Origin of the sequence: Asticcacaulis sp., from assembly GCF_035497195.1 — a bacterium.
Lineage (GTDB): Bacteria > Pseudomonadota > Alphaproteobacteria > Caulobacterales > Caulobacteraceae > Asticcacaulis.
In genome coordinates, this window is the sequence record NZ_DATJDZ010000027.1 from 299,490 (window position 1) to 323,792 (window position 24,303).

Below are 24,303 nucleotides of genomic sequence, written 5' to 3' on the forward strand. Positions count from 1 at the left end.
ATGTCCCATACTCTTGACCGTCTCGCCTTCTTCAAGCGCAAAACCGAGCTGTTCTCCAAGGGCCACGGCGTCCTCAACGACGATGACCGCACCTGGGAAGAGGCCTATCGCGACCGCTGGCGCCATGACAAGATCGTGCGCTCGACGCATGGCGTGAACTGCACCGGTTCGTGCTCGTGGAAGATCTACGTCAAGGGCGGCATCGTCACCTGGGAAACCCAGCAAACCGATTATCCGCGCACCCGCCCGGATCTGCCGAACCATGAACCCCGCGGTTGCGCGCGCGGCGCCAGCTATAGCTGGTATCTCTATTCGGCCAACCGCGTGAAATACCCGCTCATCCGTTCGCGGCTTTTAAAGTTATGGCGAGAGGCGAGAGCGAAACTGGCGCCGGTCGCCGCCTGGGAATCGATCCAGCGCGACGCCAAGAAGCGCGACAGTTACATCCAGGTGCGCGGTTCCGGCGGTTTCGTGCGGGCTGGCTGGGACGAAGTGAACGAGTTGATTGCCGCCGCGAATGCCTATACCGTTAAGCGTTACGGTCCGGACCGCGTATTTGGCTTCTCGCCTATCCCGGCCATGTCGATGGTGTCCTATGCCGCCGGCGCGCGATATCTGCAATTGCTGGGCGGTGTCTGCGGCTCGTTCTACGACTGGTACTGCGACCTGCCGCCGTCGTCGCCGCAGACCTGGGGCGAACAGACCGACGTGCCGGAATCGGCGGACTGGTATAATTCCGGCTTCCTGCTTTTGTGGGGCTCCAATGTGCCGCAGACCCGCACACCGGACGCCCATTTCTATACCGAGGCCCGTTACAAGGGCGTCAAATCGGCCGTCATCTGCCCGGATTATTCGGAAGCCTCGAAGTTCGGCGATATCTGGCTGGCGGTCAAGCAGGGCACGGACGCGGCGCTCGGCATGGCGTTTGGGCATGTCATCCTGAAGGAGTTCCACCAGGATCGTCAGGTGCCGTATTTCCGCGACTACCTGCGCAAATATTCCGACATGCCGATGCTGGTGCGCCTGGTCAAAAAAGACGGCTACCTGATCCCCGAACGTCTGCTGCGCGCCTCCGACTTCATCGGCGATATGGCCGAAGCCAACAATCCCGACTGGAAAACCGTCGCAATCGATGAAACGAGCGGCCAAGTCGTCGTGCCGCAAGGCTCGATCGGTTTCCGTTGGGGCGAAGACGGCAAGTGGAACCTGGAGGAGAAATCCGGCGCCGGTGAAGCGACCTCTTTGCGCCTCGGCCTGAAGGGTGCGCATGACGATGTGGCCGGTGTCGGTTTCCCGTATTTCGCCAATGAGGCGACCGTCGGTTACGCCTCGACCGACCATCCCGATGTCCTGGTGCGCAATGTCCCCGTGAAGCGGATGGCGTTGAAGGAAGGCGACGCCATTGTCGCCAGCGTTTATGACCTGTTCCTCGCCAATTATGGCGTCGATCAGGGCTTCGGCGGCGACTTCATGCCGAAGGATTTCGACGATCCGCAGCCCTATTCGCCAGCCTGGGCCGAAAGCATCACCACGGTATCGCGTGATAAAATTATTGCGGTAGCGCGCGGCTTCGCGACCAATGCCGAAAAGACCAATGGCAAATCCATGGTCATTATCGGCGCGGCGATGAACCACTGGTTCCACATGGACATGAACTATCGCGCCGTCATCAACATGCTGGTCATGTGTGGCTGCGTCGGGCAGTCGGGTGGCGGCTGGGCGCACTATGTCGGCCAGGAAAAGCTACGTCCGCAAACCGGGTGGGCGCCTCTGGCCTTTGGCACCGACTGGGCGAAACCGCCGCGTCAGCAAAACGGCACATCCTATTTCTATGCGCACACTGATCAGTGGCGCTATGAAACGGTCTCGACCAGCGAACTTCTGTCGCCGACCGCGCCGGAAGGCGACTGGAACGCCTCGCTGATCGATTATAATGTGCGCGCCGAACGGATGGGCTGGCTGCCGTCGGCGCCGGCGCTGGAAACCAACTCGCTGGAGATCGCCAAGGCCGCCGCTGCCGCCGGTATTGACACTAAAACCTATGTGGTCAACGCCCTCAAAGACCGGTCGCTGAAGCTATCGTGCATGGACCCTGACAAGCCGGTCAACTGGCCGCGCAACATGTTCGTCTGGCGTTCCAACCTACTGGGATCATCCGGCAAGGGCCATGAATATTTCCTGAAGCACCTGCTGGGCGCGACCCACGGCGTCCAGGGCAAGGACCTGGGCGTTACGGGGGAGCAAAAGCCGATGGAGGTCGTCTGGCACGATCACGCGCCGGAAGGAAAGCTCGATCTGCTGGTGACGCTCGACTTCCGCATGTCGACGACGGCGGTCTATTCGGACGTCGTGCTGCCAACGGCGACCTGGTACGAAAAGCATGATCTCAATACCTCGGACATGCACCCCTTCATTCACCCGCTGACGGCGGCGGTCGATCCGGCGTGGGAGGCGCGTTCTGACTGGGCGATCTTCAAGGGCCTGGCCAAAACCTTCTCGGAGATCGCCCCCGAAGTGCTGGGCGTCGAACAGGATGTCGTCCTGACGCCGATCCAGCACGATACGGCCGGCGAGATGGCGCAGCCCTTCGACGTGCAGGATTGGTACAAGGGCGAATGCGAGCCGATCCCCGGCAAAACCATGTCGCAAATTACCGTGGTCGAGCGCGACTATCCCAATCTCTACAAGCGCTTCACCTCGCTCGGGCCTCTGCTGGCCAAGACCGGCAATGGCGGCAAGGGCATCTTCTGGGAGACCGGACACGAAGTTCAGTTGCTCAAGGAACTGAATGGAGAGGTCAGTGATGAGGGGGTAAGCCACGGTCTGGCGAAGATCGAAACCGACATCGATGCGTGCGAAGCCATTATGATGCTGGCGCCCGAAACAAATGGCGAGGTGGCGGTCAAATCCTGGCAAGCGCTTGAAAAGCAAACCGGGCGCGACCACGCTCACCTGGCCCTGCCCAAGGAAGACGAGAAAATCCGCTTCCGCGATATTGTCGCCCAGCCGCGCAAGATCATCTCGTCACCGATCTGGTCCGGCATCGAAAGCGAGCATGTCTGCTACAACGCCGGTTACACCAATGTCCACGAACTGATCCCTTGGCGGACCCTGACCGGGCGCCAGCAACTCTATCAGGATCACCTGTGGATGCGGGCATTTGGCGAGGCTTTGTGCGTCTACAAGCCACCGGTCGATATGAAGACGACCTGGGTTAAGGGCGAGAAAAGCAATGGCGAGGCTGAAATTGTTCTCAGCTTCATTACCCCTCACCAGAAGTGGGGCATCCACTCGACCTATTCCGATAACCTGATGATGCTGACGCTCAATCGTGGCGGTCCGGTCGTGTGGATATCGGAAACCGACGCAGCCAAGGTCGGCATTGTCGACAATGACTGGGTTGAGGTCTTCAATTCCAATGGCGCCCTTACGGCACGTGCCGTCGTGTCGCAGCGGATGCGTGAGGGCACGCTGTTTATGTACCATGCGCAGGAAAAGATCATCAACACGCCAGGCTCGGAGATCACCGGTCAGCGTGGCGGCATTCACAATTCCTGCACCCGCATCGTTCTGAACCCGATCCATATGATCGGCGGGTACGCCCAACTCAGCTACGGCTTTAACTACTATGGCACCGTCGGTTCCAACCGCGATGAGTGCGTCGTCGTTCGCAAGATGAAGAAAGTCGACTGGCTCGAAAAGAAACTCAGCAAGAAGGAGTCGGCACAATGAAGATTCGTGCGCAAATCGGCATGGTGCTCAATCTGGATAAGTGCATCGGCTGCCATACCTGTTCGGTAACCTGCAAGAACGTCTGGACGAACCGCGAAGGCGTCGAATACGCCTGGTTCAACAATGTCGAAACCAAGCCTGGCGTCGGCTATCCCAGGGAGTGGGAAAACCAGAAGAAGTGGAATGGCGGCTGGGTGCGCAAGCCCAACGGCAAGATCGAGCCGCGCATGGGCGCCAAATGGCGCATCCTGTCGAAGATCTTCGCCAATCCGGACCTGCCGGAGATCGATGACTATTACGAGCCGTTCGACTTCGATTACGGCCACCTGCAAACCGCGCCGGAGATGAAGGCGTTTCCGACAGCGCGCCCGCGTTCGAAGATCACCGGCGAACGGATGGAGAAGATCGAGCGCGGCCCGAACTGGGAGGAAATCCTGGGCGGCGAATTCTCCAAGCGTTCGAAGGACGTCAATTTCGAAGGCATCGAAAAGGCCATGTACGGTGAGTTCGAAAACACCTTCATGATGTACCTGCCGCGCCTGTGCGAACACTGCCTCAACCCGGCCTGCGTCGCGGCCTGCCCGTCGGGCGCCATCTACAAGCGCGAGGAAGACGGCATCGTCCTCATCGATCAGGACAAGTGCCGGGGCTGGCGCATGTGCGTCTCGGCCTGTCCGTACAAGAAGATCTATTACAACTGGAATTCCGGCAAGTCGGAGAAATGCACCTTCTGCTTCCCGCGTATCGAAGTCGGCCTGCCGACCGTGTGCTCGGAAACCTGCGTCGGCCGTATCCGCTATCTCGGCGTCCTGCTCTATGACGCCGACCGGATCGAAGCCGCCGCTTCGGTGCCCGACGAAGATCTCTATCAGGCCCAGCTCGATATTTTCCTCGATCCGCATGACCCGAAGGTGATCGCCCAGGCGCGCCTCGACGGCATACCCGAAGCCTGGCTGGAGGCCGCGCGCAACAGTCCGGTCTACAAGATGGCCATGGACTGGAAGATCGCTTTCCCGCTGCACCCCGAATACCGCACCCTGCCGATGGTCTGGTACGTGCCGCCCCTGTCGCCGATCCAGTCGGCAGCCTCTGCCGGTGCGCTCGAAATGGACGGTGAAATGCCCGATGTGCATTCCCTGCGCATTCCGGCGAAGTACCTTGCCAACCTGCTGACGGCGGGGGTCGAGGCGCCTGTCATCACCGGGCTGCAACGCATGATGACCATGCGCTGCTATATGCGCGCCAAGACGATCGAAGGCCGTATCGACGCGCCCATGGTCGAAAAGGTCGGCCTCTCGGTCGCACAGGTCGAGGACATGTACAAGATCATGGCGATCGCCAATTACGAGGATCGCTTCGTCATTCCGACCACGCACCGCGAGGCGGCGGAGGACGCCTACGACCTGCGCGGTTCCTGCGGCTTTACCTTCGGCAATGGCTGCTCCGGCGGACAGACCGAGTTCGGCCTGTTCGGCAAAATCAAGAAACCGGCCGCCGTGCCCACCGCGAAGGAGGCCTAAATCATGGCTATGACCTACAAAGGACTGGCGTGTCTCCTGTCTTATCCCACGGAAGACGTGAAGAAGACCGTGGCCGTGGTGTCCCAGGTCCTGCATCAGGAAGGGCTGGTCTCAACCCGGATATGCAAGGCCGTGGATGCGCTGATCGCCGAGATCGAGGGAGATGATCTCTATGATCTGCAGGAGCGCTATATCGGCATATTCGACCGGACGCGTTCGCTGTCGCTCAATCTTTATGAGCATGTCCACGGCGAAAGCCGCGAACGCGGACAGGCCATGGTCGCCTTGCTGGAACTGTACCGCAGCCGGGGTCTCGAACTCGACGCCAACGAATTGCCGGACTTCCTGCCGGTGTTCCTGGAATTCCTGTCGACCCTGACGCAGGCCGAGGCCGCATCGTTTCTCGTTGAAGCGGTTCATGTGCTCGAAGCGATGGCGATCCGTCTGAAGAAACGCGACAGTCGGTATCAGGCCGTTTTCGACAGTCTGGTGGCCCTGGCCGGCGTGCGCGCCGAAGCCGCCGTGGTGGCCGCCCTGCTGGCGGAGCCGGAACAGGACCCCGACGATCTCGAAGCCCTCGACAAGACCTGGGAAGAGACCGCTGTCACCTTCGGACCGGGCGAGGCCGGTTGTCCCAAGGCCGAGGCGCTGGTTGAAGCCATGCGCGCCACACCGCCGGCCAGCCGGCCGGCCCCCAGACCGGCAATCGCCAGAGGAGCGTAATCATGGAAACCGTCAACAACCTTCTGTTCGGGGTTTACCCCTATATCGCCCTGTCGGTGCTGGCGTTGGGTTCGATCCTGCGTTTTGACCGGGAGCAATACACCTGGCGTTCCGGCTCGTCGCAACTCCTGCGTCGTAAGCAACTCGTTGCCGGATCGGTTCTTTTTCACCTTGGCATACTGGTGATTTTCGTTGGCCATCTCGTCGGCCTGCTGACGCCGATCGCGGTTTTCGAATATTTCGGCGTGCCGCATATGGCCAAGCAATTGCTGGCCATGATCGCTGGCGGCATTGCGGGCGTCTTCGCTCTCATCGGCGCGCTCCTGCTGCTGCACCGGCGGCTGTTTGACGCCCGCATCCGCAAGACATCGAGTTTCGCCGATATCGCCATTCTGGCGCTTCTGACGATCCAGCTTTGCCTTGGTCTGGCGACCATCCCCCTGTCGGCGCAGCATCTCGACGGCAGTGAAATGGTCAAGTTCATGAGCTGGGCGCAGGGCATCTTCAGCTTCCAGTCCGGCGCGGCGGCCAATGTCCGCGATGTGTCCCTGATTTTCAAGGCGCACCTCATGCTTGGCATGACCATCCTGCTGGTCTTTCCCTTCACCCGACTGGTGCACATGCTGTCAGCGCCGATCTGGTATCTCAACCGTCGCGGCTGGCAGCTTGTGCGCACCCGTCGCGATATGACGCAACCGAAGCGGAGATAGAATCATGGATGTTTTTGTCATTGACGGGGTGGAAATCCCCGAAAAACTGATCCGCGACGAGATGCCGAACCACCCCGCGCCGACATCGGGGGACGCGCACAAAAGCGCCGCCCATGCCCTGGCCATCAAGGCGCTGCTTCTCCATCGGGCTGCGGAATTGAATTTGACGCCGGAACCGGAGATCGATGACAATGGTCGTCTGGAAACCGCTGAAGAAGCCCTGATCCGGCAACTGTTCGCCTGCGAGCTTACACCCGTGGCGCCGACGGATGACGAATGCCGACGTTTCTACGATTCCCGTCCGCAGCACTTCTTCACGCCGGAACTCTACGAAGCCTCGCATATCCTGTTGCTGGAATCGGCGCGCGACGTGGCGTTCGACCTGGTGAAACAACTCCTTTCCGAGCCCGGTGCATTCGGCAGCCTGGCGAAAGCGATGTCGCAATGTCCGTCGGCTGAGGTCGGTGGCTCTTTGGGACAATTGCAGATCGGCGACCTAGTGGCCGAGGTCGAGGAAACCCTGCTGTCCATGCCCGCCGGGGCCATCTATCCGGAGCCTGTCGCGTCCCGGTTTGGATGGCATATCCTGCGGCTGGACCGTCGGGTTGAGCGTCAGCGTCTGCCGTTCGAAGCCGTTCGCGAACGAATCCGGATGCACCTCGATAGCCGGTCGTGGATCGCCGCATCGGCTAAATATGTCGAAACGCTCGTTGAGGGCGCCCGCAGCCAGGGGATCGCCTTGCGCATGGGGGACAGTGGCAGGGTCGAACAACCCAGCCTGTCTTTGGGGGCTTTGGTCGATGATGACACGCTCGCCGAGCGGATCGCGCCGTGGCTGACCTCCGCCGATCCGGAACTGGCCGGCAGGGTAGCGGCTGCCGCCGAACTCAGGGGCGCGACGATTGCCGACTATGTTCGGCAGGAACTGCGGGATTTCCTCGATCATGCCGACGATGAGTCGTTCACGCAACTCGTCTCGGCCGCCCAGGGCGCGGAAGACCCCTTGCTGGCCAGCGTGACATGCGTCCTGAAAAAGCGCCTGACGCCAGTCAGGAAGACCTTCTCCCTCATCAGAAAAGCCTGAATTATGGCTCTGGCTGCCAATTATCTGGAGACACAGTTATGCAGGCTCAGGAAACGGAAATCGAAAAGCTGCCGGACACATTGATCCACGAACCGCTGAATTGGCTGTTCGCCGAACATTACCGTCATCGGCAGCTGTGCAAGCTCATCGACATGCTGGCAAGTTCGGCGGCCTATAACGAAGAGGGTATGGACGAGGTCATTGCCTTCCTGGAACACGATATGCCGCTGCATGTGCTTGATGAGGAGGAGGACCTGTTCCCGCTGCTGCGCCGGCGGGCTGTGCCCGATGACGACCTGGAACATGTGCTCGGCGTTTTGAGTGGAGAGCACAAAACGGATGTCGATCGAGTCTCTGCTTTGCTGTTCGCTTTGATCAAGGCGCGAGCGGACCGAAAATCGCCTGCGTTGAATCCGGGCCTTCGAACGCTTTTGACGGAGTTCGCGACCCACGAACGCAAACATATTGCCCTTGAGAACGCCGTCATTCTGCCGATCGCACGACTGCGCCTGCAACTCTGCGACCTGCAGGCCCTGAGCGCCCGACTTGCCGCGCGTCGCGGACGCCTCCTTGAAAGTGACAAAGAATGACCAGTCCCATTTTCAGGAAAAATCTGGTTTGGGTTGCGAAACAGACCCAGGCCGATCCGCACGCCTTCACGAGTATCGGCAGAATGCCCGATCCACGGATTTTATGGATCGGTTGCAGCGACAATCCGCACCCATCTTTGGAAATTGCCCCCTTCGAGACGGAGGGATGCCTGGTCCACCGCAATCTCGGCAATCAGATATCGGCGCAGGATTCAAGTCTTCTGGCGACCCTGGCCTACGCGGTTGAAACGCTTCGCGTCGAGCGCATTGTCGTCTGCGGGCATTATGGCTGCCAGTGCCTGCGTAATGTGCTGCGGGACAAGGCGCAAGGGGTCGCTGATTATTGGACAAGCCCGATCAGAACGCTTTTCAAGCAGCATCGGCGTCACCTCGATGAGATCATCAGTGAGGATGCGCAAGTGCAGACATTATGTGAACTGAATGTGCGGACACAGGTACGTAACCTGGCCGAGCATCCTCTTGTCGAGGCGCGCCTGGCGGTGGGTAGCCTCAAGATTGACGGGGCAATGTGGTCCGCCCGGGATGGGCTGCTGAGAGACCCGGGTATTGCCGTTGGCAGAACGCCACGTCCGGCCAGGAAGGCGGCAAATGCGGTCGCAATCGAGGTTAAAGACCGCACGGACTTGCAAGTTGAGAGATAGAAGGACCGGCGCCATGCAGGCGGTTACAGTCGATGAAGCCATTACCCTGATGGCGGACGGCGCGCCCGAACCCCGGCGCCACAAGAAGGCCTTGCAGCATTGCGACGGCCGTATTCTGGCCGCTGATGTCGTTGCGCGGCGAGACCAGCCGCCTTTCGTATCATCGGCGATGGATGGCTATGCGGTCATTCGTACCCAACAGGCGTCGGATGACCCGTTGAGCGAATTCACGGTCGTGGGCGAGAGTCAGGCGGGGAAGGCATATACAGGGCCGTTGCGCGACGGTGAGGCGGTTCGGATATTCACGGGCGCGCCGGTGCCGGGCGAGGCGGGGGCTATCGTGCTCCAGGAAAACGTTATCCGTAGCGGTGATCGCATAGCCATCACGGCAGACGGCCTGAAGGAAAAGAAGACGCATATTCGTCTGGCCGGTCAGGACTTCAGGGCCGGAGACGTGGTTGCAAGGGCAGGAGAGTGCCTTGACGCGTGGCGTCTCTCCCTCGTGGCCGCAACCGGTCTGTCTGCGGTCCATGTCGCCGCCAAGCCCCGGATAGCTATTCTATGCACCGGTAATGAACTCGTCCGGCCGGGCCACGCCGTGCGCGACGATCAGATTTTCGAATCGACGTCGTTCGGGCTTATGAGTCTGGTAAAGGCGTGGGGCGGTAAGCCCATCTTCGTCGGCGTTGAGGCAGACAGTCTTAAGGCGATCACCAGGGCATTGCGCGACATGAAGGCCGATTTAATCGTAACCGTCGGCGGCGCGTCAGTGGGAGACTACGACCTGGTAAAACCAGCGCTGTACGCATTGGGATATAGCCCGGTCTTTGAAAAGGTCGAACTGCGGCCGGGGCGTCCGACCGCCTTCGGGACCCTGAAAGACGGAACACGTGTCCTCAGCCTTCCAGGCAATCCGGCCTCCGCCTTCGTCTGCGCTCAGCTGTTCCTGAAACCGTTTATCAATAAGGCCCTTGGCCGTCCTCACATCGAGGAACATCTGAACCTTCCGACCGTTGATGCGCTCTCCGGCAATGGAGACCGGCAAGCCTATCTGCGGGCGAAGGTGGTAACGGATGACGAAGGGCGTCCCATGCTGAGGGCTTTCATGGACCAGGATTCGGCGCTCATCCAGGTTTTTGCGCAGTCCGATGCCTTGATCGTCCGTCCCTCGCAGGCATCGCCGGCGCTGCCGGGCGCGCTCGTGTCTTTCATCCGCCTCGATCGCCGCTGAGCCGGCTGGTGTGTTGACGTTCAGGAAAGACTGATCATCCAGGACGGATAGCGTTGATAGCCTCGCAGTGCCAAGGTTCTTCATGCGGCTTGTTACCGCCCATGCGCCGACCGAGGCCATCGGCAAGTATTACGACACATGCCGATAGGGCCGATGGTTAGTTGGTATCGCCATAGGATGGTCCGGATCGTCGTGTCTTTGTCGGAGACATCCACCATGCGTGCGCGGCCAGGGTCATCCAGATGGCAGAGAGAATTATCGATCATAATCAGGCCCAGCGACGAAGGTCGGTTGCATCCTTGTTTGTTGGCTCAACCCAGTGGTCGAGCTTGGGCCCGACCTCCCGTTTCCAGAGGGCGATATCGGATTTAAGTCTGTCCAGGGTGTAATCGACGGCCTTTATAGTTCCACGGCGGTGGGCGGCCGCGGCACCGACGAAAACGATCGGCTCACCCGCCAGGACCTTGCCGCAGCGATGAATTATGGTCAGCGCCTCAAGGCTGAAACGACGCGCGGCCTCTGCGGCCACCTCTTTGATCGACCGTTCGCTCATGCCGGGATACCAGTCGAGTTCGAGATATTCTACGATATGGTCATTATACCGTGGCCTGACGATGCCCGTGAAGGTTGACAGGGCGCCGAGGTGGCCGAATTCGATGACAAATTCGGCTTGAACCCGCGCGATATCAAGAGCTTCGGGGGACAGCACGACATGAGGCCGGGACATGTTCATCCGCCTGAAAATACAGAAAAGAAGGCGATTTCGTCGCCATCGGTCAACGGCTGATCCGTGCGCGTTACCGCTTGATTCACGCTCATCTGGACCAGCTTGAGCGTCACGCGACCGCTTTCGACAAACTCTTTGAAGATTTCTTCCCGAAGCCCAAACAAGGATTTGCGGGCATCGGTCAGTTCAAGCCTGAGGGCGCGTTCTCGCACGATGTCTGCCATACGGCCGAAAAAGAGTATGTCGATCATAGGTTTGCGGTCATTGCAGGTTTCGATGGGGGGATGGATGCTGGGCATCCGGATGACTGTCAGTTGGGCTGATTCCGGTTTTAGAGGACGGTCGAAACGTGCCTCATGACGCAATAGCCACGTCGCCGGCAAAGGGCGGGAAAAGGAGATTGTTCTCCAGATGCATATGCAGGCGGACATCTCCATCCAGAACGCTGCACAGTTTGTACAATATCCTTTGCCTCAGACCTGCGTCTTCGGGAGGCAGATAGCCATTCGTCAGCCTGGCCAGGGTATCGAGTTGTTCGCTGATTTCGTCGTGCTCGACCATCGCGCGGCAGACAGGGTATCGCAGGCTATGCTGCGGGCTGTTAATCAATGCTGGATATAGATTTTCCGCCTCCCCCTCCTGGTGGTCTTCGAGCGTATCGAACAAAAGGGTCAGGAGGTTAGTCAATCCCGAAGGGCAGGGCTGATTTGCCGCTGTGTCGTTTTTCTCATTGACCTCGATCGCCTTGGCCAATCGGATGGCGGAGAGCAGGTGCGTGCGATGAACCGCGTGGTAACGCGTGTCGATATAGGTAATCAACCCCATCGTCGACGTCGGAGGCGGGGAAGGATTCGGCGGCAGGCACGCCAGTGCCGTTTCAATATCCTCAAAAGGGAGATGTTGCCGCGCGGCCGCTTCATGTAACTCAAGTCCGCCGATCCGATAAAAATCGATTTCAAACTTTCGAAATACGTCGCTGGCGCCGACGAGGTTTCCCACCAGATCCCGGACATGAAGGTGACTAAGTTGCATCAATGGCGCTCCATAAGATGCAGACACTGTAATCAATTTTGAATATTCTGCATTAAAGAGGGTCAAACTGGCAGCACATGCATTTAGGCCCGGCAATTGATATATTTCGACGGTCCACGCCGTCATTACATACCGATGAACCTCAAGCCGCAAAAATTCCCATTATTCTGCATGATTTTGTAGCTGGTGCTGGCCGTTTCGGAGGCTTAGCCAAACACGTTTGCCACCGGCAATGAAGCGTCTGATCGGATATGTGACACCATCAACCGCAAGTGGCCTCTCAATGGGGTAAGTGCTCACGGCTGTTGTAAAAATTGACAACCATCAAGTTTTCGCAGTTTATCGAACTAAAAGAACCAATCAAATCCTCTGGATACTGCGCGTTGTAGGCCGAAGCTTAAAGCCGTCCCATTTTGTCGCGCGCCACCAAATAATTGATAATCATCAATTCAGGTCTCAAGAATTGCTTTCCGTCGATTGATGTTGTTGCGGGGCATAAGCCGGCAATGTCAATGCGCAGCGGTTTCGTAACCGCTATAGAAAGATCATGTTATTCAGGAGTTTGACATGACGAACGAACCTTTCATTGACCTTTCGGTCCACCATAGTCCCCGCGGCTTTTCCGATCATTTCGCCCTGGGTTTCACCAAGTTGCTGCGCTTTTGCGCCGATACCTTCTTCGCAAAACGCTATGGGCATCGCGCGGTCGTGCTCGAAACGGTGGCAGCGGTGCCCGGCATGGTCGGCGCCACGATCAATCACCTGAAGTGCCTGCGCCGCATGAGCGATGACAATGGCTGGATCCGGACCCTCATGGAAGAGGCCGAAAATGAACGCATGCACCTGATGACGTTTGTCGAGATCGCCAAGCCGACCCTGTTCGAGCGTTTTGTCATCATCGCCGTCCAATGGGTCTTCTATGTCGCCTTCTTCCTTCTCTACCTCGTCTCGGCCAAGACCGCGCACCGCGTCGTCGGCTATTTCGAGGAGGAAGCGGTCATCAGTTATACGCATTATCTGGCGGAGATCGACGAAGGCCGCAGCGCCAATGTCCCGGCGCCGGCTATTGCATTGCGCTACTGGAAGATGCCGGCGAACTCGACCCTGCGGGATGTTGTGCTGCTGGTCCGCGCCGACGAGGCCCACCATCGTGACGTCAACCATGGCTTCTCCAACGAGCTGAAAGGCGCAGTCCCGGCCGGCCAGGTGATCGCCTCTTATCCGGAGCACGATGTGGAAATCGCCGGGATATCCCGGAAAGAAGCCGCCTGAAACCGGCCCGACCCGATATATCCTGACAGTGCCCGCTTTCATGCGGGCACTTTTTTGTCTGGTGAAACGGGGCAATTGCCCGCCTGGCCTGCGCGCTTTTGCAGCTTCGTCCGAGAATGTCACTCGCCCGTTTGACGGGGATCAATGCCGTGCTTCCGCATCAATATATGGTGGTTTTCGCAAATATTGCGTCCATATTTTGATGTTGGAGGTTTCCATGGCTGACGGCGACAGCGCCCTGCGCCCCCTTGATTTCTTGTTTCCCGCCCGATCGGGCAATCTCATCCCCGATGGCTTCGTAGACTGCAAACAGACGGTCGAGGAATATATCCTGCGTCAGGACTGGCGGGTGAATGCCAATGCCAATACGTCCTACAGTAATGCCGGGTTGATCAATAACGCTGCCGGAAAGATCGTCGCCAACTATTGGCTGGATCACGTCTACAGCCCGGCCGAAGCCACGGCGCACCGCCGGGCCGACCTGCATATCCACGACCTTGACTGCCTGACGGGCTATTGCGCCGGCTGGAGCCTGCGTGCCCTGCTTGACGAGGGCTTCAATGGCGTGCCGGGCAAGGTTGCCAGCCGGGCGCCCCGGCATTTCCGCGAGGCGCTCGGCCAGATGGCCAATTTTCTGGGCATCCTGCAATCCGAATGGGCTGGCGCTCAGGCGTTCAGCTCGTTCGACACCTATCTGGCGCCGTATGTGTTCAAGGATCAGTTGTCCTTCAACGACATCAAGAAGGCCATCCGCAGCTTTGTCTATAATCTGAATGTGCCGGCGCGCTGGGGGCAAAGTCCCTTCACCAATATTACGCTCGACATTACCGTGCCGCCGGATCTGCGCGACAACTTCCCGACAGCCGACACGCTTCACCTGTTCAAGGGCATTGACGATCCGGGGCTTCTGGCCGAGGCCAATCGCCGGGGCGCCGCCGCGCTCGAAGACATGACCTATATCCACTTCCAGCCCGAAATGGAGCAGATCGTCATTGCCTATTATGAGGTCATGACCGAGGGCGATGCCCAGGGCCAGCCCTTCACCTTTCCGATCCCGACCGTGAATGTCATGGAGGACTTCGACTGGAATAGCCCTGTGGCCAATGCCCTGTTCGAGAACACCGCCAAGATCGGCAGTTCGTACTTCCAGAATTTCATCGGCAGTCAGTACCGATTGAACGCCGAGGGCGAGCGCGAACCTAACCCGGACGCCTATGCGCCCCATGCCGTGCGCAGCATGTGCTGCCGGCTGCAACTGGACCTGCGCGAACTGCAAAAACGCGGCAACGGCCTGTTCGGATCAGCCGAAATGACCGGCTCCATCGGGGTGGTGACGCTGAACATGGCGCGGCTTGGCTATCGGTTCAGCGGCGATATGCAAGGTCTGCTGGCGGAGATCGAGCGTCTTATGGATCTGGCGCGTTCATCGCTGGAGAAGAAGCGTGTCTTCGTGCAGGAAATGTATGACCGCGGTCTCTATCCCTACACACGCCGCTACCTGCCGCACTTCCGCAATCATTTCAGTACGATCGGCGTCAACGGCATGACCGAGATGGTGCGGAATTTTACCGGCGACGCCTGTGACGTTACCGACCCGCGCGGCATTGCGCTTTGCCAGGACATTCTCGACGTCATGCGGGGCCGTCTGAAGGTCTATCAGGAAGAGACCGGTCATCTCTACAATCTGGAGGCCACGCCGGCGGAGGGCACGACCTACCGTTTCGCCAAGGAGGACGCCAAATACTATCCAGGCATCCTTCAGGCTGGCTTCGATGACAACATCTATTACACCAATTCCAGCCAGTTGCCGGTCGGCTTCACGGAAGACCCGTATGAGGCTCTGAATCTGCAGGATGCGCTGCAATGCAAATATACCGGCGGGACGGTGCTTCACCTCTATATGAGCGAACGGATTTCATCGGGGGAGGCTTGCAAACGCCTTGTGCGCAAGGTGATAGAAAACTATCGTTTGCCCTACATTACCATCACCCCCGTCTTTTCGGTCTGTGAAACCCACGGCTATCTCGCCGGCGAGCAGGCGCATTGCCCGACCTGCCACAAAGAGACACTCGTCTGGACGCGGGTGATGGGCTATCACAGGCCCGTCGCCAGCTTCAATCTTGGCAAGAAAGGCGAGCACAAGGAGCGGCTGCACTTCAAGGAAGGGGCATCGAACTTGCCGCTGTTCCGCTGCGAGGCGGCCGAGTAGGGCCATGTGGCGTAAATTGCCCATCACCAGCCTGACGCCCTTCACCTTCCAGGACTATCCGGAACATACCGCCTGTATCCTGTGGTTTTCCGGCTGCAACATGGCGTGCGGCTATTGCCATAATCCGGAACTGGTGAAGGGCACGCTGGCAAAGCTGCCGGCTGAGACCATCCAGCGGTTCCTGGCCTCGCGCCGGGACCGTCTGGAAGGGGTGGTCTTGTCGGGGGGCGAATGTACGCTGTCGCCGGCATTGCCGCAGCTTGCGCAGTACCTGAAAGGCATGGGGTACAAGGTCAAAATCGACACGAACGGAACGAACCCGACCCTGTTGGCGCAGCTTCTGAATGACGGGCTTGTCGATTTCATTGCGTTGGATTTCAAGGCGCCGCAACTGAAGTTCGAGGCCATTACCGGGATGTCCAGATGGGCAGATTTTCTGCATTCGCTGCGACTTGTGGCGGCAGCGCCCGTCGGTAAGGAATTGCGCACCACGATTCATGCCGATCTGCTCGATCGCGCTGACATAGAGCGGATGATAAATCTTCTGCAGGAGGTAGAATTTCATGGCACGTTCGTGCTTCAGAATTTCCGGATGGGGCGGACGCTTGGCAATTTGAAAACGCCATCGAGGCGACTGGACCTGGCCGGCCTTTCGGGGGAGGGGCTGGATATTCGGTTTCGCAATTTTTGATGCGAACAGGCGATCCTATGTGAGGTGCGACCATTTGTCCGGCGATTACGAACGTTTTTGGGCCGGGCAATTGATAGTTTTGGTTCTTCTGGCCGCCTGATCGTGCTGTTCTGGGATATAAATCAGTCGCCTGTGGCGTGGGACGAACGCGATGCAAAGATCATGGCAAGAACAAGATGTGCAACGGTTCCTTGGCAAGGAGGCGCCACGCTATACGAGCTATCCATCCGCGCACCACTTTGGAGCCATGCCGGCGACAGCCTATCAAAAGGCGCTCCGATCGCTTAGGGCGGATCAAAGCGTTGGCCTTTACCTGCACGTGCCGTTTTGCGAGCAGATGTGCTATTTCTGCGGCTGCAACACCCACATCACCAAACGATATTCTCCGGTTTCGACATATGTCGAAAGCCTGGTCCGGGAAATTCATATGGTCGGGGAGAGCCTGTCTTTCCGTCCCAAGGTGCACTCGATCCATTTCGGCGGCGGCTCACCAGGCATTTTATCGCCCGAAGATATGGCTGAGGTGTTTGATGCGTTGAAATCGTTCTTTTCGATCGAGCCATCCGCCGAAATCTCAATCGAGCTCGATCCGAGACGGATAACCCCTACCAAGGCAGAGTCTTACGCGGCCATGGGGTTCAATCGTGTCAGTCTTGGCGTCCAGGATACGAATGCCGCCGTTCAGCGCGCGATAAATCGTGTCCAGCCAATCGAGCTTATCCAGGCGAGCGTTGACCTCCTCAGGTCGCATGGCTTGCAATCGATCGGAATAGATCTGATCTACGGCCTGCCATTGCAGACATCGGAAAGTCTGTCCGTTACCCTGGAAGAGGTCCGCTGCCTTGAGCCAGCACGCATCAGCGCCTTTTCTTACGCCCATGTGCCGTGGATGAAGAAGCACCAGACCCTGATTGACAGCGATACGCTGCCAACGACGGAAGACAAGGCGGACTTCTTTCTGCTTCTCGACCAAAAGCTGCGTGACCAGGGTTACCGGAGCATCGGCATCGATCATTTCGCCCTGCCGGACGACGGCCTGTCCAGAGCGCTTGACAATCATACGCTGCGTCGCAATTTCATGGGATATACCGACCAGCCGAATGACCGGCTGATCGCGTTTGGCGCCTCGGCCATCAGTGAACTGGATGACGGTATCTTCCAGAATATTCCGCAAAGCACGACCTACCAGAATACGGTCAACAAAGGCGGCCTGCCCACCAGCCGCGGTTGGCTTTTCGAGGGCGAAGACGCTTTACGCAAAACCATTATCGCTGAATTGATGTGCTATTTTGAAGTCGATATCGGCAATATCCTCATCGATCATGAGTTGCCATTCAGCTACCTCGATGGTGAACTGGATCAACTGGGCGAATTCGTCGCCTCAGGCCTGGTCTCGGTACAGAATCGCAAGGTCACATTCCATTCACCGTTGAAGATGCTTGTCAGGTCGGTGGCAAGCGTATTCGACCGCTATGCCACGGAATCTTCTGGCGACCATCGCTATTCAAAGGTCGCCTAATTCGATCCTTGGCTCCCACACGCAGAAGGAACAGTATCACTTCGCCTGGGACGATGGAACTTGTCGGCAATGATGGTCGGACGGTGGAATGCGCGTTGATCCTGATGAGCGATATCGGCACGCAATTGCCGCCTTATCTGGAGTCCTGAAGAGACAAAAAAAGCTGACGAATTCTGTGGAAATAGGCGGGTCGGCGGTTAACCGACTACTGGGAAATACCCAAATCCCAGTAGGGTGGAGCGCCGAACGCCTCACGAAGATGAGAAACGAATAAGCGTGATTTCGCTCTGTGAGATCGGCCCGGCATATGAACGGCATGGACCCCCGTGATTATATTTGCCGGCGGCCTGGCATCCGGCAAAACAGACACTAATCGGCCGTCCCTGACCATGTCACCCACCAGCCAGCTTGCCAGGTGAACGATTCCCAATCCCTCGATGCACGCCTGGGCCAGCGCACCGGTATCATCCGATCTCAGTCTTCCGGTGACATTCAGCGCCTGGTCACGGTTGAAACCCTGAAAAGTCCACCATCCGCCAGGGGAGGGCGCCGACACGGTTGTCAGGCAACTGTGGTTCAGCAGGTCCGGCGGACTGAGCGGCACGCCATGCTTCGCAAGATAGTCCGGGCTTGCGCAAACCAGTCTGTGAACGGGAGCTAATTGCGTCGCAACCAGATCGCTATCCGGAAGTCTGCCCAGGCGGATGGCGACATCAGCCCGTCTGGCGCTTAAATCGATCACCTCGTCGCTCAGGTGCAAATCAACTTCCAGGGCCGGGTATTTTTGCAGAAACGTAAATATGGCGGGCAGAACATGCTGTCGTCCAAACATGGCCGGCGCTGTCACAGTCACGACACCGCGTGGCTCAGCGTTCATTTCTTTCAGGTTTTCCCGAGCCTCGATCATCTCATCTAAAATGTGCTTCGCACTTTCCAGAAACTTTTCGCCGGCGTCAGTCAGAATCAGCCGGCGCGGGCTTCGGCTGAATAATCGCACGCCGAGGTCCTCTTCCAGCCAGTCTATGCGTCTCGTAATCGATGACACGGCCACGCCGGAATTTTTGGCGACGGCTGAAAAATTACCGGCCGCGGCAACGGCGACAAACACCTTGATAGGTTCGATCATATCCATTTCTTAATTTGCACAAAACGCAAAACATATTTGCTTTATGGGTATATTGTGATGATTTTCGCAAAATTCTATTTAGACGGTGTGAATTCAACCTCAAAATGAGAATCCAACATGCCCCGTAACACGCTAAAGAAACTTGCTTTTTCGGCCCTGATCCTGTCAGGCGCCCTGATGGAGGGAGTGCCCCTTCAACAGGCCTATGCCGCTGCCCCGATGGTCAGAACTCAGGCGCCTGGCTATTACCGGCTGATGCTGGGCGCGTTCGAGATAACGGCCCTGTCTGACGGAACCGATGATCTCCCCGTTGATCAGTTGCTGACCAATACGACGAAAGCGAAGACCGATCTCGCCCTTCACAATGCGTTTGAAGCCTCCCCGCTGGAAACATCGGTCAACGCCTTTCTGATCAATACGGGCACCCGGCTTATCCTGGTTGACACGGGCGCCGGGGCGATGTTTGGCCCCACGCTCGGCAAGCTGATCAGCAACCTGAAAGCGGCCGGTTATCAGCCCGAGCAGATAGATGAGGCGCTCATCACCCATCTGCATCCTGACCATGTTGGCGGCCTGGTGAGCGACGGCAAGGCAAGCTTCCCCAATGCCCAGGTCTTTGTCAGCAAGGCTGACGCCGATTTCTGGCTGAGCAAGGCCAACCTCGATGCGGCGCCGGAGAGTTCGAAAGTGTTTTTCACCGATGCGGTGTCCGCCGTTGCGCCTTACATCGCGGCTCAGCACTTTTCCATATTCGATGGCAGCACCGAAATAGCCCCCGGCATCCGGACGGTTTCGTTGCCTGGCCATTCTCCGGGCCAGACGGGGTATGCGGTTGAAAGCCAGGGGCAGAAACTCCTGATCTGGGGCGATGTGGTGCATGTTGAAGCTGTGCAGTTTGATGATCCTTCGGTAACCATCGCCTACGACGCCTCACCGGAAACCGCGGAAGCAGAGCGAAATAAGCAATTCCAAAAGGCGGCAAGCGAAGGGTATCTGGTGGCCAGCGCGCATCTGGCCTTTCCAGGCTTCGGCCACGTAAGGGCCAGCGGAAAGGCGTTTCAATGGGTGCCTGTGAATTATTCTCGTCTGCCTGAGTAAGCGCTAACTGGCTATCGGGGGTGCGGTCGTCTTCAGGGGCGCCGCAGCCTCGTCCCTACGGTATTTTACAGATTGGAATTTATTTTCCGCTTACGCAGCCGAGCGGGATTCGTCTGCCAAATTTACCTGGCTTATGGGCATGATCGGGAGAAGAGGCCGTACGCCTCACGCGTTGAAAGGTTGATTTTCATGTGGTCCCGTCGCCATTTCGCCGATGCCCGTCCCGCCGGTGTTGTTTTCCTGCAAAATCTGTTTGTCCATATGGGGAGTTCCGTACCCGCTCCTGAACCGGTTATAGATAATCTTGCCGCGGTCACTCTGCCGGCGCGCCGTCTGGCATATGTCAAGCTGCATCCGGCCCATTGATAATGACTGACATGCAAAAAAAGGGCTGGTTTGCCTGTTTCGCCCAGGGCACAGCAACGCTCGCCGGTAGCGCGGGTGCATTTGCCCTGGCTATCGGCGTGGTTCTGGTGTGGGCTGTCAGCGGGCCATTGTTTCATTTTTCGGAGGTCTGGCAACTGGTCATCAATACCGGCACGACCATTGTGACTTTTCTCATGGTTTTCCTGGTGCAGAATGCGCAGAACCGTGATGGCAAGGTGATCCAGCTCAAGCTTGACGAACTGATCCGCGCGGTCGAGACCGCCAACACCGCCTATATCGGTATGGACGACATGAGCGAAGCCGAACTGGAAGCGCTCCGGACCAAGTATGCGCGACTGGCGGAGCGGGCGCGCCATCAGACCTTGGATATCCCGAAAAGCGGGAAGGGTGCTTGACGCATCCTTTGCCTTCCTCTATAGCCCGCGAACCATTTTCGAGGTGCGCCCTTAAAAGCGCGTCTTGATCCGGAAATATGCAGGGGCTGTGTCCCCGCCGTAACCTCCATAGCGCAGGTTGCGGCTTTTGTGTTTGCCAACTCTAGGGAGTTCCGGTGATAGCCTCCTGAATAAAAGCCGCTTCTCCAGGCCAAAAACCTGGGAAGCTCCTGAAACCTATGATCGCCCGGCCAAACGGCACAGATCATAAAGAAGAAAGCCATCGCGCACGATGCCCACAATTAACCAGCTTATCCGCAAGCCGCGCCAGCCCAAGCCGGTCCGGAACAAGGTCCCGGCCCTGAAGGGTTGCCCGCAACGCCGCGGGGTCTGCACCCGCGTCTACACCACCACGCCTAAGAAGCCGAACTCCGCTCTGCGTAAGGTCGCCAAGGTTCGTCTGACCTCCGGCATTGAAGCCGTGTGCTACATCCCCGGCGAAGGTCACAACCTGCAAGAGCACTCCGTGGTGCTGATCCGCGGCGGCCGCGTCAAGGATTTGCCCGGCGTCCGTTATCACATCCTGCGCGGCGTCCTCGATACGCAAGGCGTCAAGAACCGTAAGCAACGCCGTTCGCACTACGGCGCGAAGCGTCCTAAGTAAGGAACAGAATATATGTCACGTCGTCACCGCGCCGAGAAGCGCGACGTTCTCCCGGACCCCAAGTTCGGCGATCTGATCGTCACCAAGTTCATGAACTACGTCATGTACGAAGGCAAAAAGGCTGTTGCTGAAAACATCATCTACGGCGCCTTCGACATCCTGGAAGCCAAGAAGAAGGACGCGACCGCTGTCGAGACCTTCCACACGGCCCTCGATAACGTTGCCCCTTCGATCGAAGTGCGTTCGCGCCGCGTCGGTGGTGCCACTTACCAGGTGCCTGTCGAAGTTCGCCCCGACCGCCGTCGTGCGCTCGCGATCCGCTGGCTGGTGAACGCCGCCCGCAAGCGTGGCGAAAACACCATGACCGAAAAGCTGGCCGCCGAGCTGCTCGACGCCGCCAACAACCGCGGTACGGCCGTCAAGAAGCGTGAAGACACGCACAAGATGGCTGAAGCCAACCGCGCCTTCTCGCACTATCGCTGGTAGGGCGGGAATAGCGAGGGTTTCGGCCTTCGCTGTCGCAAAAAAATTGCTGGTACGCGCGGGGGGTTTGAGCTAAACCGCCCGCGCTGCTTGCAATTTAGAGCACCATTTTTTGAATTTGACCGTTAGTTAAGGCTCTTCCAATGCCCCGCAGTCACAAGATTGAAGACTATCGTAACTTCGGCATCATGGCCCACATCGATGCCGGCAAGACGACGACCACAGAACGCATTCTGTATTATACCGGCAAGAGCCACAAGATCGGCGAAGTGCACGATGGCGCCGCCACCATGGACTGGATGGAACAGGAGCAGGAGCGTGGTATCACCATCACGTCCGCCGCAACCACCACGTTCTGGCAGGACAAGCGCCTGAACATCATCGACACCCCGGGACACGTCGACTTTACAATCGAAGTCGAGCGCAACCTGCGCGTCCTCGATGGCGCTGTCGCCGTTCTCGACGGTAACGCCGGTGTTGAGCCCCAGACCGAAACCGTCTGGCGCCAGGCTGACAAGTACTCCGTGCCGCGCATCGTGTTCGTCAACAAGATGGACAAGATTGGCGCTGACTTCGACGCCTCCGTGCAGTCGATCCGTGACCGTCTCGGCGCCAAGGCCGTGCCGATCCAGTTCCCGATCGGTTCGGAAAACACCCTGTCGGGCCTGGTTGACCTGGTTCGCATGAAGGCCGTTGTCTGGGACAACGATGCCCTCGGCGCCAACTACCGCGACATGGAAATCCCCGCCGATCTGCTGGAAAAGGCGAAGGAAGCCCGCCAGTACCTGATCGACAACGCCGTTGAATGCGACGACGAGGCGATGGAAGCCTATCTCGAAGGCAACGAGCCTTCGGAAGCCGTGCTGAAGAAGTGCATCCGCAAGGCTGTGCTGAACGCGACCTTCTATCCGATCCTGTGCGGTTCGGCCTTCAAGAACAAGGGCGTTCAGACGCTCCTCGACGCCGTCGTCGATTACCTGCCGTCGCCGGTCGATGTGCCGCCGACCGTTGGCATCGACTACAAGACCGAAGAGCCGATCACCCGCAAGGCGTCGGACGAAGAGCCGCTCGCCATGCTCGCCTTCAAGATCATGGATGACCCCTTCGTGGGCTCGCTGACCTTCTGCCGCCTCTATTCGGGCAAGATGGAAACCGGCATGGGCCTGCTGAACACCACGCGCGACAAGAAAGAGCGCGTTGGCCGTATGCTCCTCATGCACTCCAATGACCGTCAGGACATCAAGGAAGCCTATGCCGGCGACATCGTCGCTCTGGCCGGCCTCAAGGACACCCGCACCGGTGACACCCTGTGCGATCCGATGAAGTCGCCTGTCATTCTGGAACGCATGGAATTCCCGGCCCCGGTTATCGAAATCGCTGTCGAGCCCAAGTCCAAGGCCGACCAGGAAAAGCTGGGCGTCGCCCTGGCCAAGCTGGCTTCGGAAGATCCGTCCTTCACCGTTTCGACCGACCACGAGTCGGGCCAGACGATCCTGAAGGGCATGGGCGAACTCCACCTCGACATCAAGATCGACATCCTGAAGCGCACCTACAAGGTGGAAGCCAACATCGGCGCGCCGCAGGTGGCCTATCGTGAATCGATCACCCGCACCGCGGAAATCGACTACACGCACAAGAAGCAAACCGGTGGTACGGGCCAGTTCGCCCGCGTCATGATCACCTTCGAACCCGGCGAACCCGGTTCGGGCTTCGTGTTCGAATCCGCCATCGTTGGTGGTGCCGTGCCGAAGGAATACATCCCGGGCGTTCAGAAGGGCCTCGAATCCGTCAAGGATAACGGCCTGCTGGCCGGCTTCCCGCTGATCGACTTCAAAGCCACGCTGACGGACGGCAAGTTCCACGACGTCGACTCCTCGGTTCTCGCCTTCGAAATCGCCTCGCGCGCTGCCTTCAAGGAACTGCGTGAAAAGGGCGGCCCCAAGCTGCTCGAACCGATCATGAAGGTCGAAGTGGTTACGCCGGAAGAATACCTCGGTTCGGTCATCGGCGATCTCAACGGTCGTCGTGGCATGATCCAGGGGCAGGACATGCGCGGTAACGCCATCGTCGTTGACGCCTTCGTGCCGCTGGCCAACATGTTCGGTTACGTGAACACCCTGCGTGGTATGTCGCAAGGCCGCGCCCAGTTCTCGATGACCTATGATCACTACGAGCCCGTGCCGCAGCATGTCGCCGACGAAGTGATCAAGAAGTTCGCCTAAATCAGATATTGGCCCGTGGCATTTTGTATGCTACGGGCCGCTCCAACTTAAAAATCTTTTGTAATAACCCCTACCGAATGAAGGTCCGCTACGGCGGAGATGAAAAATGGCCAAGGAAAAATTCAACCGCAATAAGCCTCACTGTAACATCGGCACGATTGGTCACGTTGACCACGGCAAGACGACGTTGACGGCGGCGATCACGATCACGCTGGCGAAGTCGGGCGGCGCGACCGCGAAGGCCTAT

The 24,303-nt window shown here is 58.4% G+C and carries 23 protein-coding genes; 19 read left to right on the forward strand and 4 right to left on the reverse strand.

The window, feature by feature from the left end; genetic code table 11:
• The 8 genes from VL130_RS17285 to glp are packed head-to-tail and all read left to right on the forward strand — an operon-like array spanning position 1 to position 10,252.
• Positions 1 to 3,732, forward strand: a complete 3,732-nt coding sequence (locus VL130_RS17285; protein WP_325364830.1) for a nitrate reductase subunit alpha — start codon at positions 1 to 3, stop codon at positions 3,730 to 3,732.
• Positions 3,729 to 5,252: a nitrate reductase subunit beta gene (gene narH, locus VL130_RS17290; RefSeq protein ID WP_303828555.1), complete on the forward strand. Its 1,524-nt coding sequence runs from the start codon at positions 3,729 to 3,731 to the stop codon at positions 5,250 to 5,252. Before VL130_RS17285 ends, narH begins: the two co-directional genes overlap by 4 nt.
• 3 nt (positions 5,253 to 5,255) lie before the next feature.
• Positions 5,256 to 5,975: a nitrate reductase molybdenum cofactor assembly chaperone gene (gene narJ / locus VL130_RS17295; RefSeq protein WP_303828554.1), complete on the forward strand. Its 720-nt coding sequence runs from the start codon at positions 5,256 to 5,258 to the stop codon at positions 5,973 to 5,975.
• 2 nt (positions 5,976 to 5,977) lie between these two features.
• Positions 5,978 to 6,685: a respiratory nitrate reductase subunit gamma gene (narI, locus tag VL130_RS17300; RefSeq protein ID WP_325364834.1), complete on the forward strand. Its 708-nt coding sequence runs from the start codon at positions 5,978 to 5,980 to the stop codon at positions 6,683 to 6,685.
• Positions 6,686 to 6,689: 4 nt separating this feature from the next.
• A complete protein-coding gene (locus tag VL130_RS17305; RefSeq protein ID WP_325364836.1) occupies positions 6,690 to 7,769 on the forward strand; it encodes a peptidylprolyl isomerase in 1,080 nt (359 codons plus the stop codon).
• Positions 7,770 to 7,807: 38 nt separating this feature from the next.
• The gene (locus tag VL130_RS17310) at positions 7,808 to 8,359 is read left to right on the forward strand and encodes a hemerythrin domain-containing protein (RefSeq protein ID WP_325364838.1); all 552 of its coding nucleotides are present in this window, start codon (positions 7,808 to 7,810) and stop codon (positions 8,357 to 8,359) included.
• Positions 8,356 to 9,021, forward strand: coding sequence for a carbonic anhydrase (locus VL130_RS17315; RefSeq protein ID WP_325364840.1), 666 nt, complete (start codon positions 8,356 to 8,358; stop codon positions 9,019 to 9,021). Before VL130_RS17310 ends, VL130_RS17315 begins: the two co-directional genes overlap by 4 nt.
• A 13-nt stretch (positions 9,022 to 9,034) precedes the next feature.
• Positions 9,035 to 10,252, forward strand: a complete 1,218-nt coding sequence (gene glp, locus VL130_RS17320) for a gephyrin-like molybdotransferase Glp (protein ID WP_325364842.1) — start codon at positions 9,035 to 9,037, stop codon at positions 10,250 to 10,252.
• Between the two features lie 268 nt (positions 10,253 to 10,520).
• Here the strand turns inward: glp and VL130_RS17325 are convergent, their stop codons facing one another.
• From VL130_RS17325 to VL130_RS17335, 3 genes are all read right to left on the reverse strand, one after another.
• Positions 10,521 to 10,979 (reverse strand): molybdenum cofactor biosynthesis protein MoaE, encoded by a 459-nt coding sequence (locus tag VL130_RS17325; protein WP_325364844.1) that lies wholly within the window; start codon positions 10,977 to 10,979, stop codon positions 10,521 to 10,523.
• Between the two features lie 2 nt (positions 10,980 to 10,981).
• Positions 10,982 to 11,230, reverse strand: a complete 249-nt coding sequence (locus tag VL130_RS17330; protein WP_325364846.1) for a MoaD/ThiS family protein — start codon at positions 11,228 to 11,230, stop codon at positions 10,982 to 10,984.
• A gap of 103 nt (positions 11,231 to 11,333) precedes the next feature.
• Complete coding sequence (locus tag VL130_RS17335; protein ID WP_325364848.1) at positions 11,334 to 12,077, reverse strand: hemerythrin domain-containing protein; 744 nt, start codon at positions 12,075 to 12,077, stop codon at positions 11,334 to 11,336.
• Between the two features lie 501 nt (positions 12,078 to 12,578).
• Between VL130_RS17335 and VL130_RS17340 the strand changes: the two genes are divergently transcribed.
• The 4 genes from VL130_RS17340 to hemN all read left to right on the forward strand — a co-directional run bounded on the left by VL130_RS17340 (position 12,579) and on the right by hemN (position 17,702).
• Entirely contained in the window at positions 12,579 to 13,283 is a 705-nt protein-coding gene (locus VL130_RS17340) for an alternative oxidase (protein ID WP_325364850.1), read from the forward strand.
• Positions 13,284 to 13,500: 217 nt separating this feature from the next.
• On the forward strand, positions 13,501 to 15,492 hold the full coding sequence (locus tag VL130_RS17345; protein ID WP_325364852.1) for a ribonucleoside triphosphate reductase: 1,992 nt from the start codon (positions 13,501 to 13,503) through the stop codon (positions 15,490 to 15,492).
• Between the two features lie 4 nt (positions 15,493 to 15,496).
• Positions 15,497 to 16,183 carry an anaerobic ribonucleoside-triphosphate reductase activating protein gene (locus tag VL130_RS17350; RefSeq protein ID WP_325364854.1) on the forward strand — a complete coding sequence of 229 codons (687 nt, stop codon included), beginning with the start codon at positions 15,497 to 15,499 and terminating at the stop codon, positions 16,181 to 16,183.
• Positions 16,184 to 16,361: 178 nt separating this feature from the next.
• Positions 16,362 to 17,702, forward strand: coding sequence for an oxygen-independent coproporphyrinogen III oxidase (gene hemN / locus VL130_RS17355; protein ID WP_325364856.1), 1,341 nt, complete (start codon positions 16,362 to 16,364; stop codon positions 17,700 to 17,702).
• A gap of 205 nt (positions 17,703 to 17,907) precedes the next feature.
• Here the strand turns inward: hemN and VL130_RS17360 are convergent, their stop codons facing one another.
• Complete coding sequence (locus tag VL130_RS17360) at positions 17,908 to 18,828, reverse strand: LysR family transcriptional regulator (RefSeq protein ID WP_325364858.1); 921 nt, start codon at positions 18,826 to 18,828, stop codon at positions 17,908 to 17,910.
• 117 nt (positions 18,829 to 18,945) lie between these two features.
• Between VL130_RS17360 and VL130_RS17365 the strand changes: the two genes are divergently transcribed.
• The 7 genes from VL130_RS17365 to VL130_RS17395 form a co-directional block, all read left to right on the forward strand.
• Entirely contained in the window at positions 18,946 to 19,926 is a 981-nt protein-coding gene (locus tag VL130_RS17365) for an MBL fold metallo-hydrolase (RefSeq protein WP_325364860.1), read from the forward strand.
• Between the two features lie 189 nt (positions 19,927 to 20,115).
• Positions 20,116 to 20,292, forward strand: a complete 177-nt coding sequence (locus VL130_RS17370; RefSeq protein ID WP_325364862.1) for a hypothetical protein — start codon at positions 20,116 to 20,118, stop codon at positions 20,290 to 20,292.
• 2 nt (positions 20,293 to 20,294) lie between these two features.
• Positions 20,295 to 20,708: a low affinity iron permease family protein gene (locus VL130_RS17375; protein WP_325364864.1), complete on the forward strand. Its 414-nt coding sequence runs from the start codon at positions 20,295 to 20,297 to the stop codon at positions 20,706 to 20,708.
• A gap of 271 nt (positions 20,709 to 20,979) precedes the next feature.
• Entirely contained in the window at positions 20,980 to 21,351 is a 372-nt protein-coding gene (gene rpsL / locus VL130_RS17380; RefSeq protein ID WP_282974046.1) for a 30S ribosomal protein S12, read from the forward strand.
• Between the two features lie 12 nt (positions 21,352 to 21,363).
• Positions 21,364 to 21,837, forward strand: coding sequence for a 30S ribosomal protein S7 (gene rpsG / locus VL130_RS17385; protein ID WP_018083820.1), 474 nt, complete (start codon positions 21,364 to 21,366; stop codon positions 21,835 to 21,837).
• A gap of 140 nt (positions 21,838 to 21,977) precedes the next feature.
• Positions 21,978 to 24,056 (forward strand): elongation factor G, encoded by a 2,079-nt coding sequence (gene fusA / locus VL130_RS17390; protein ID WP_325364870.1) that lies wholly within the window; start codon positions 21,978 to 21,980, stop codon positions 24,054 to 24,056.
• A gap of 106 nt (positions 24,057 to 24,162) precedes the next feature.
• On the forward strand, positions 24,163 to 24,303 hold a 141-nt coding region (locus VL130_RS17395; RefSeq protein ID WP_325363424.1), incomplete at its 3' end, for a GTP-binding protein.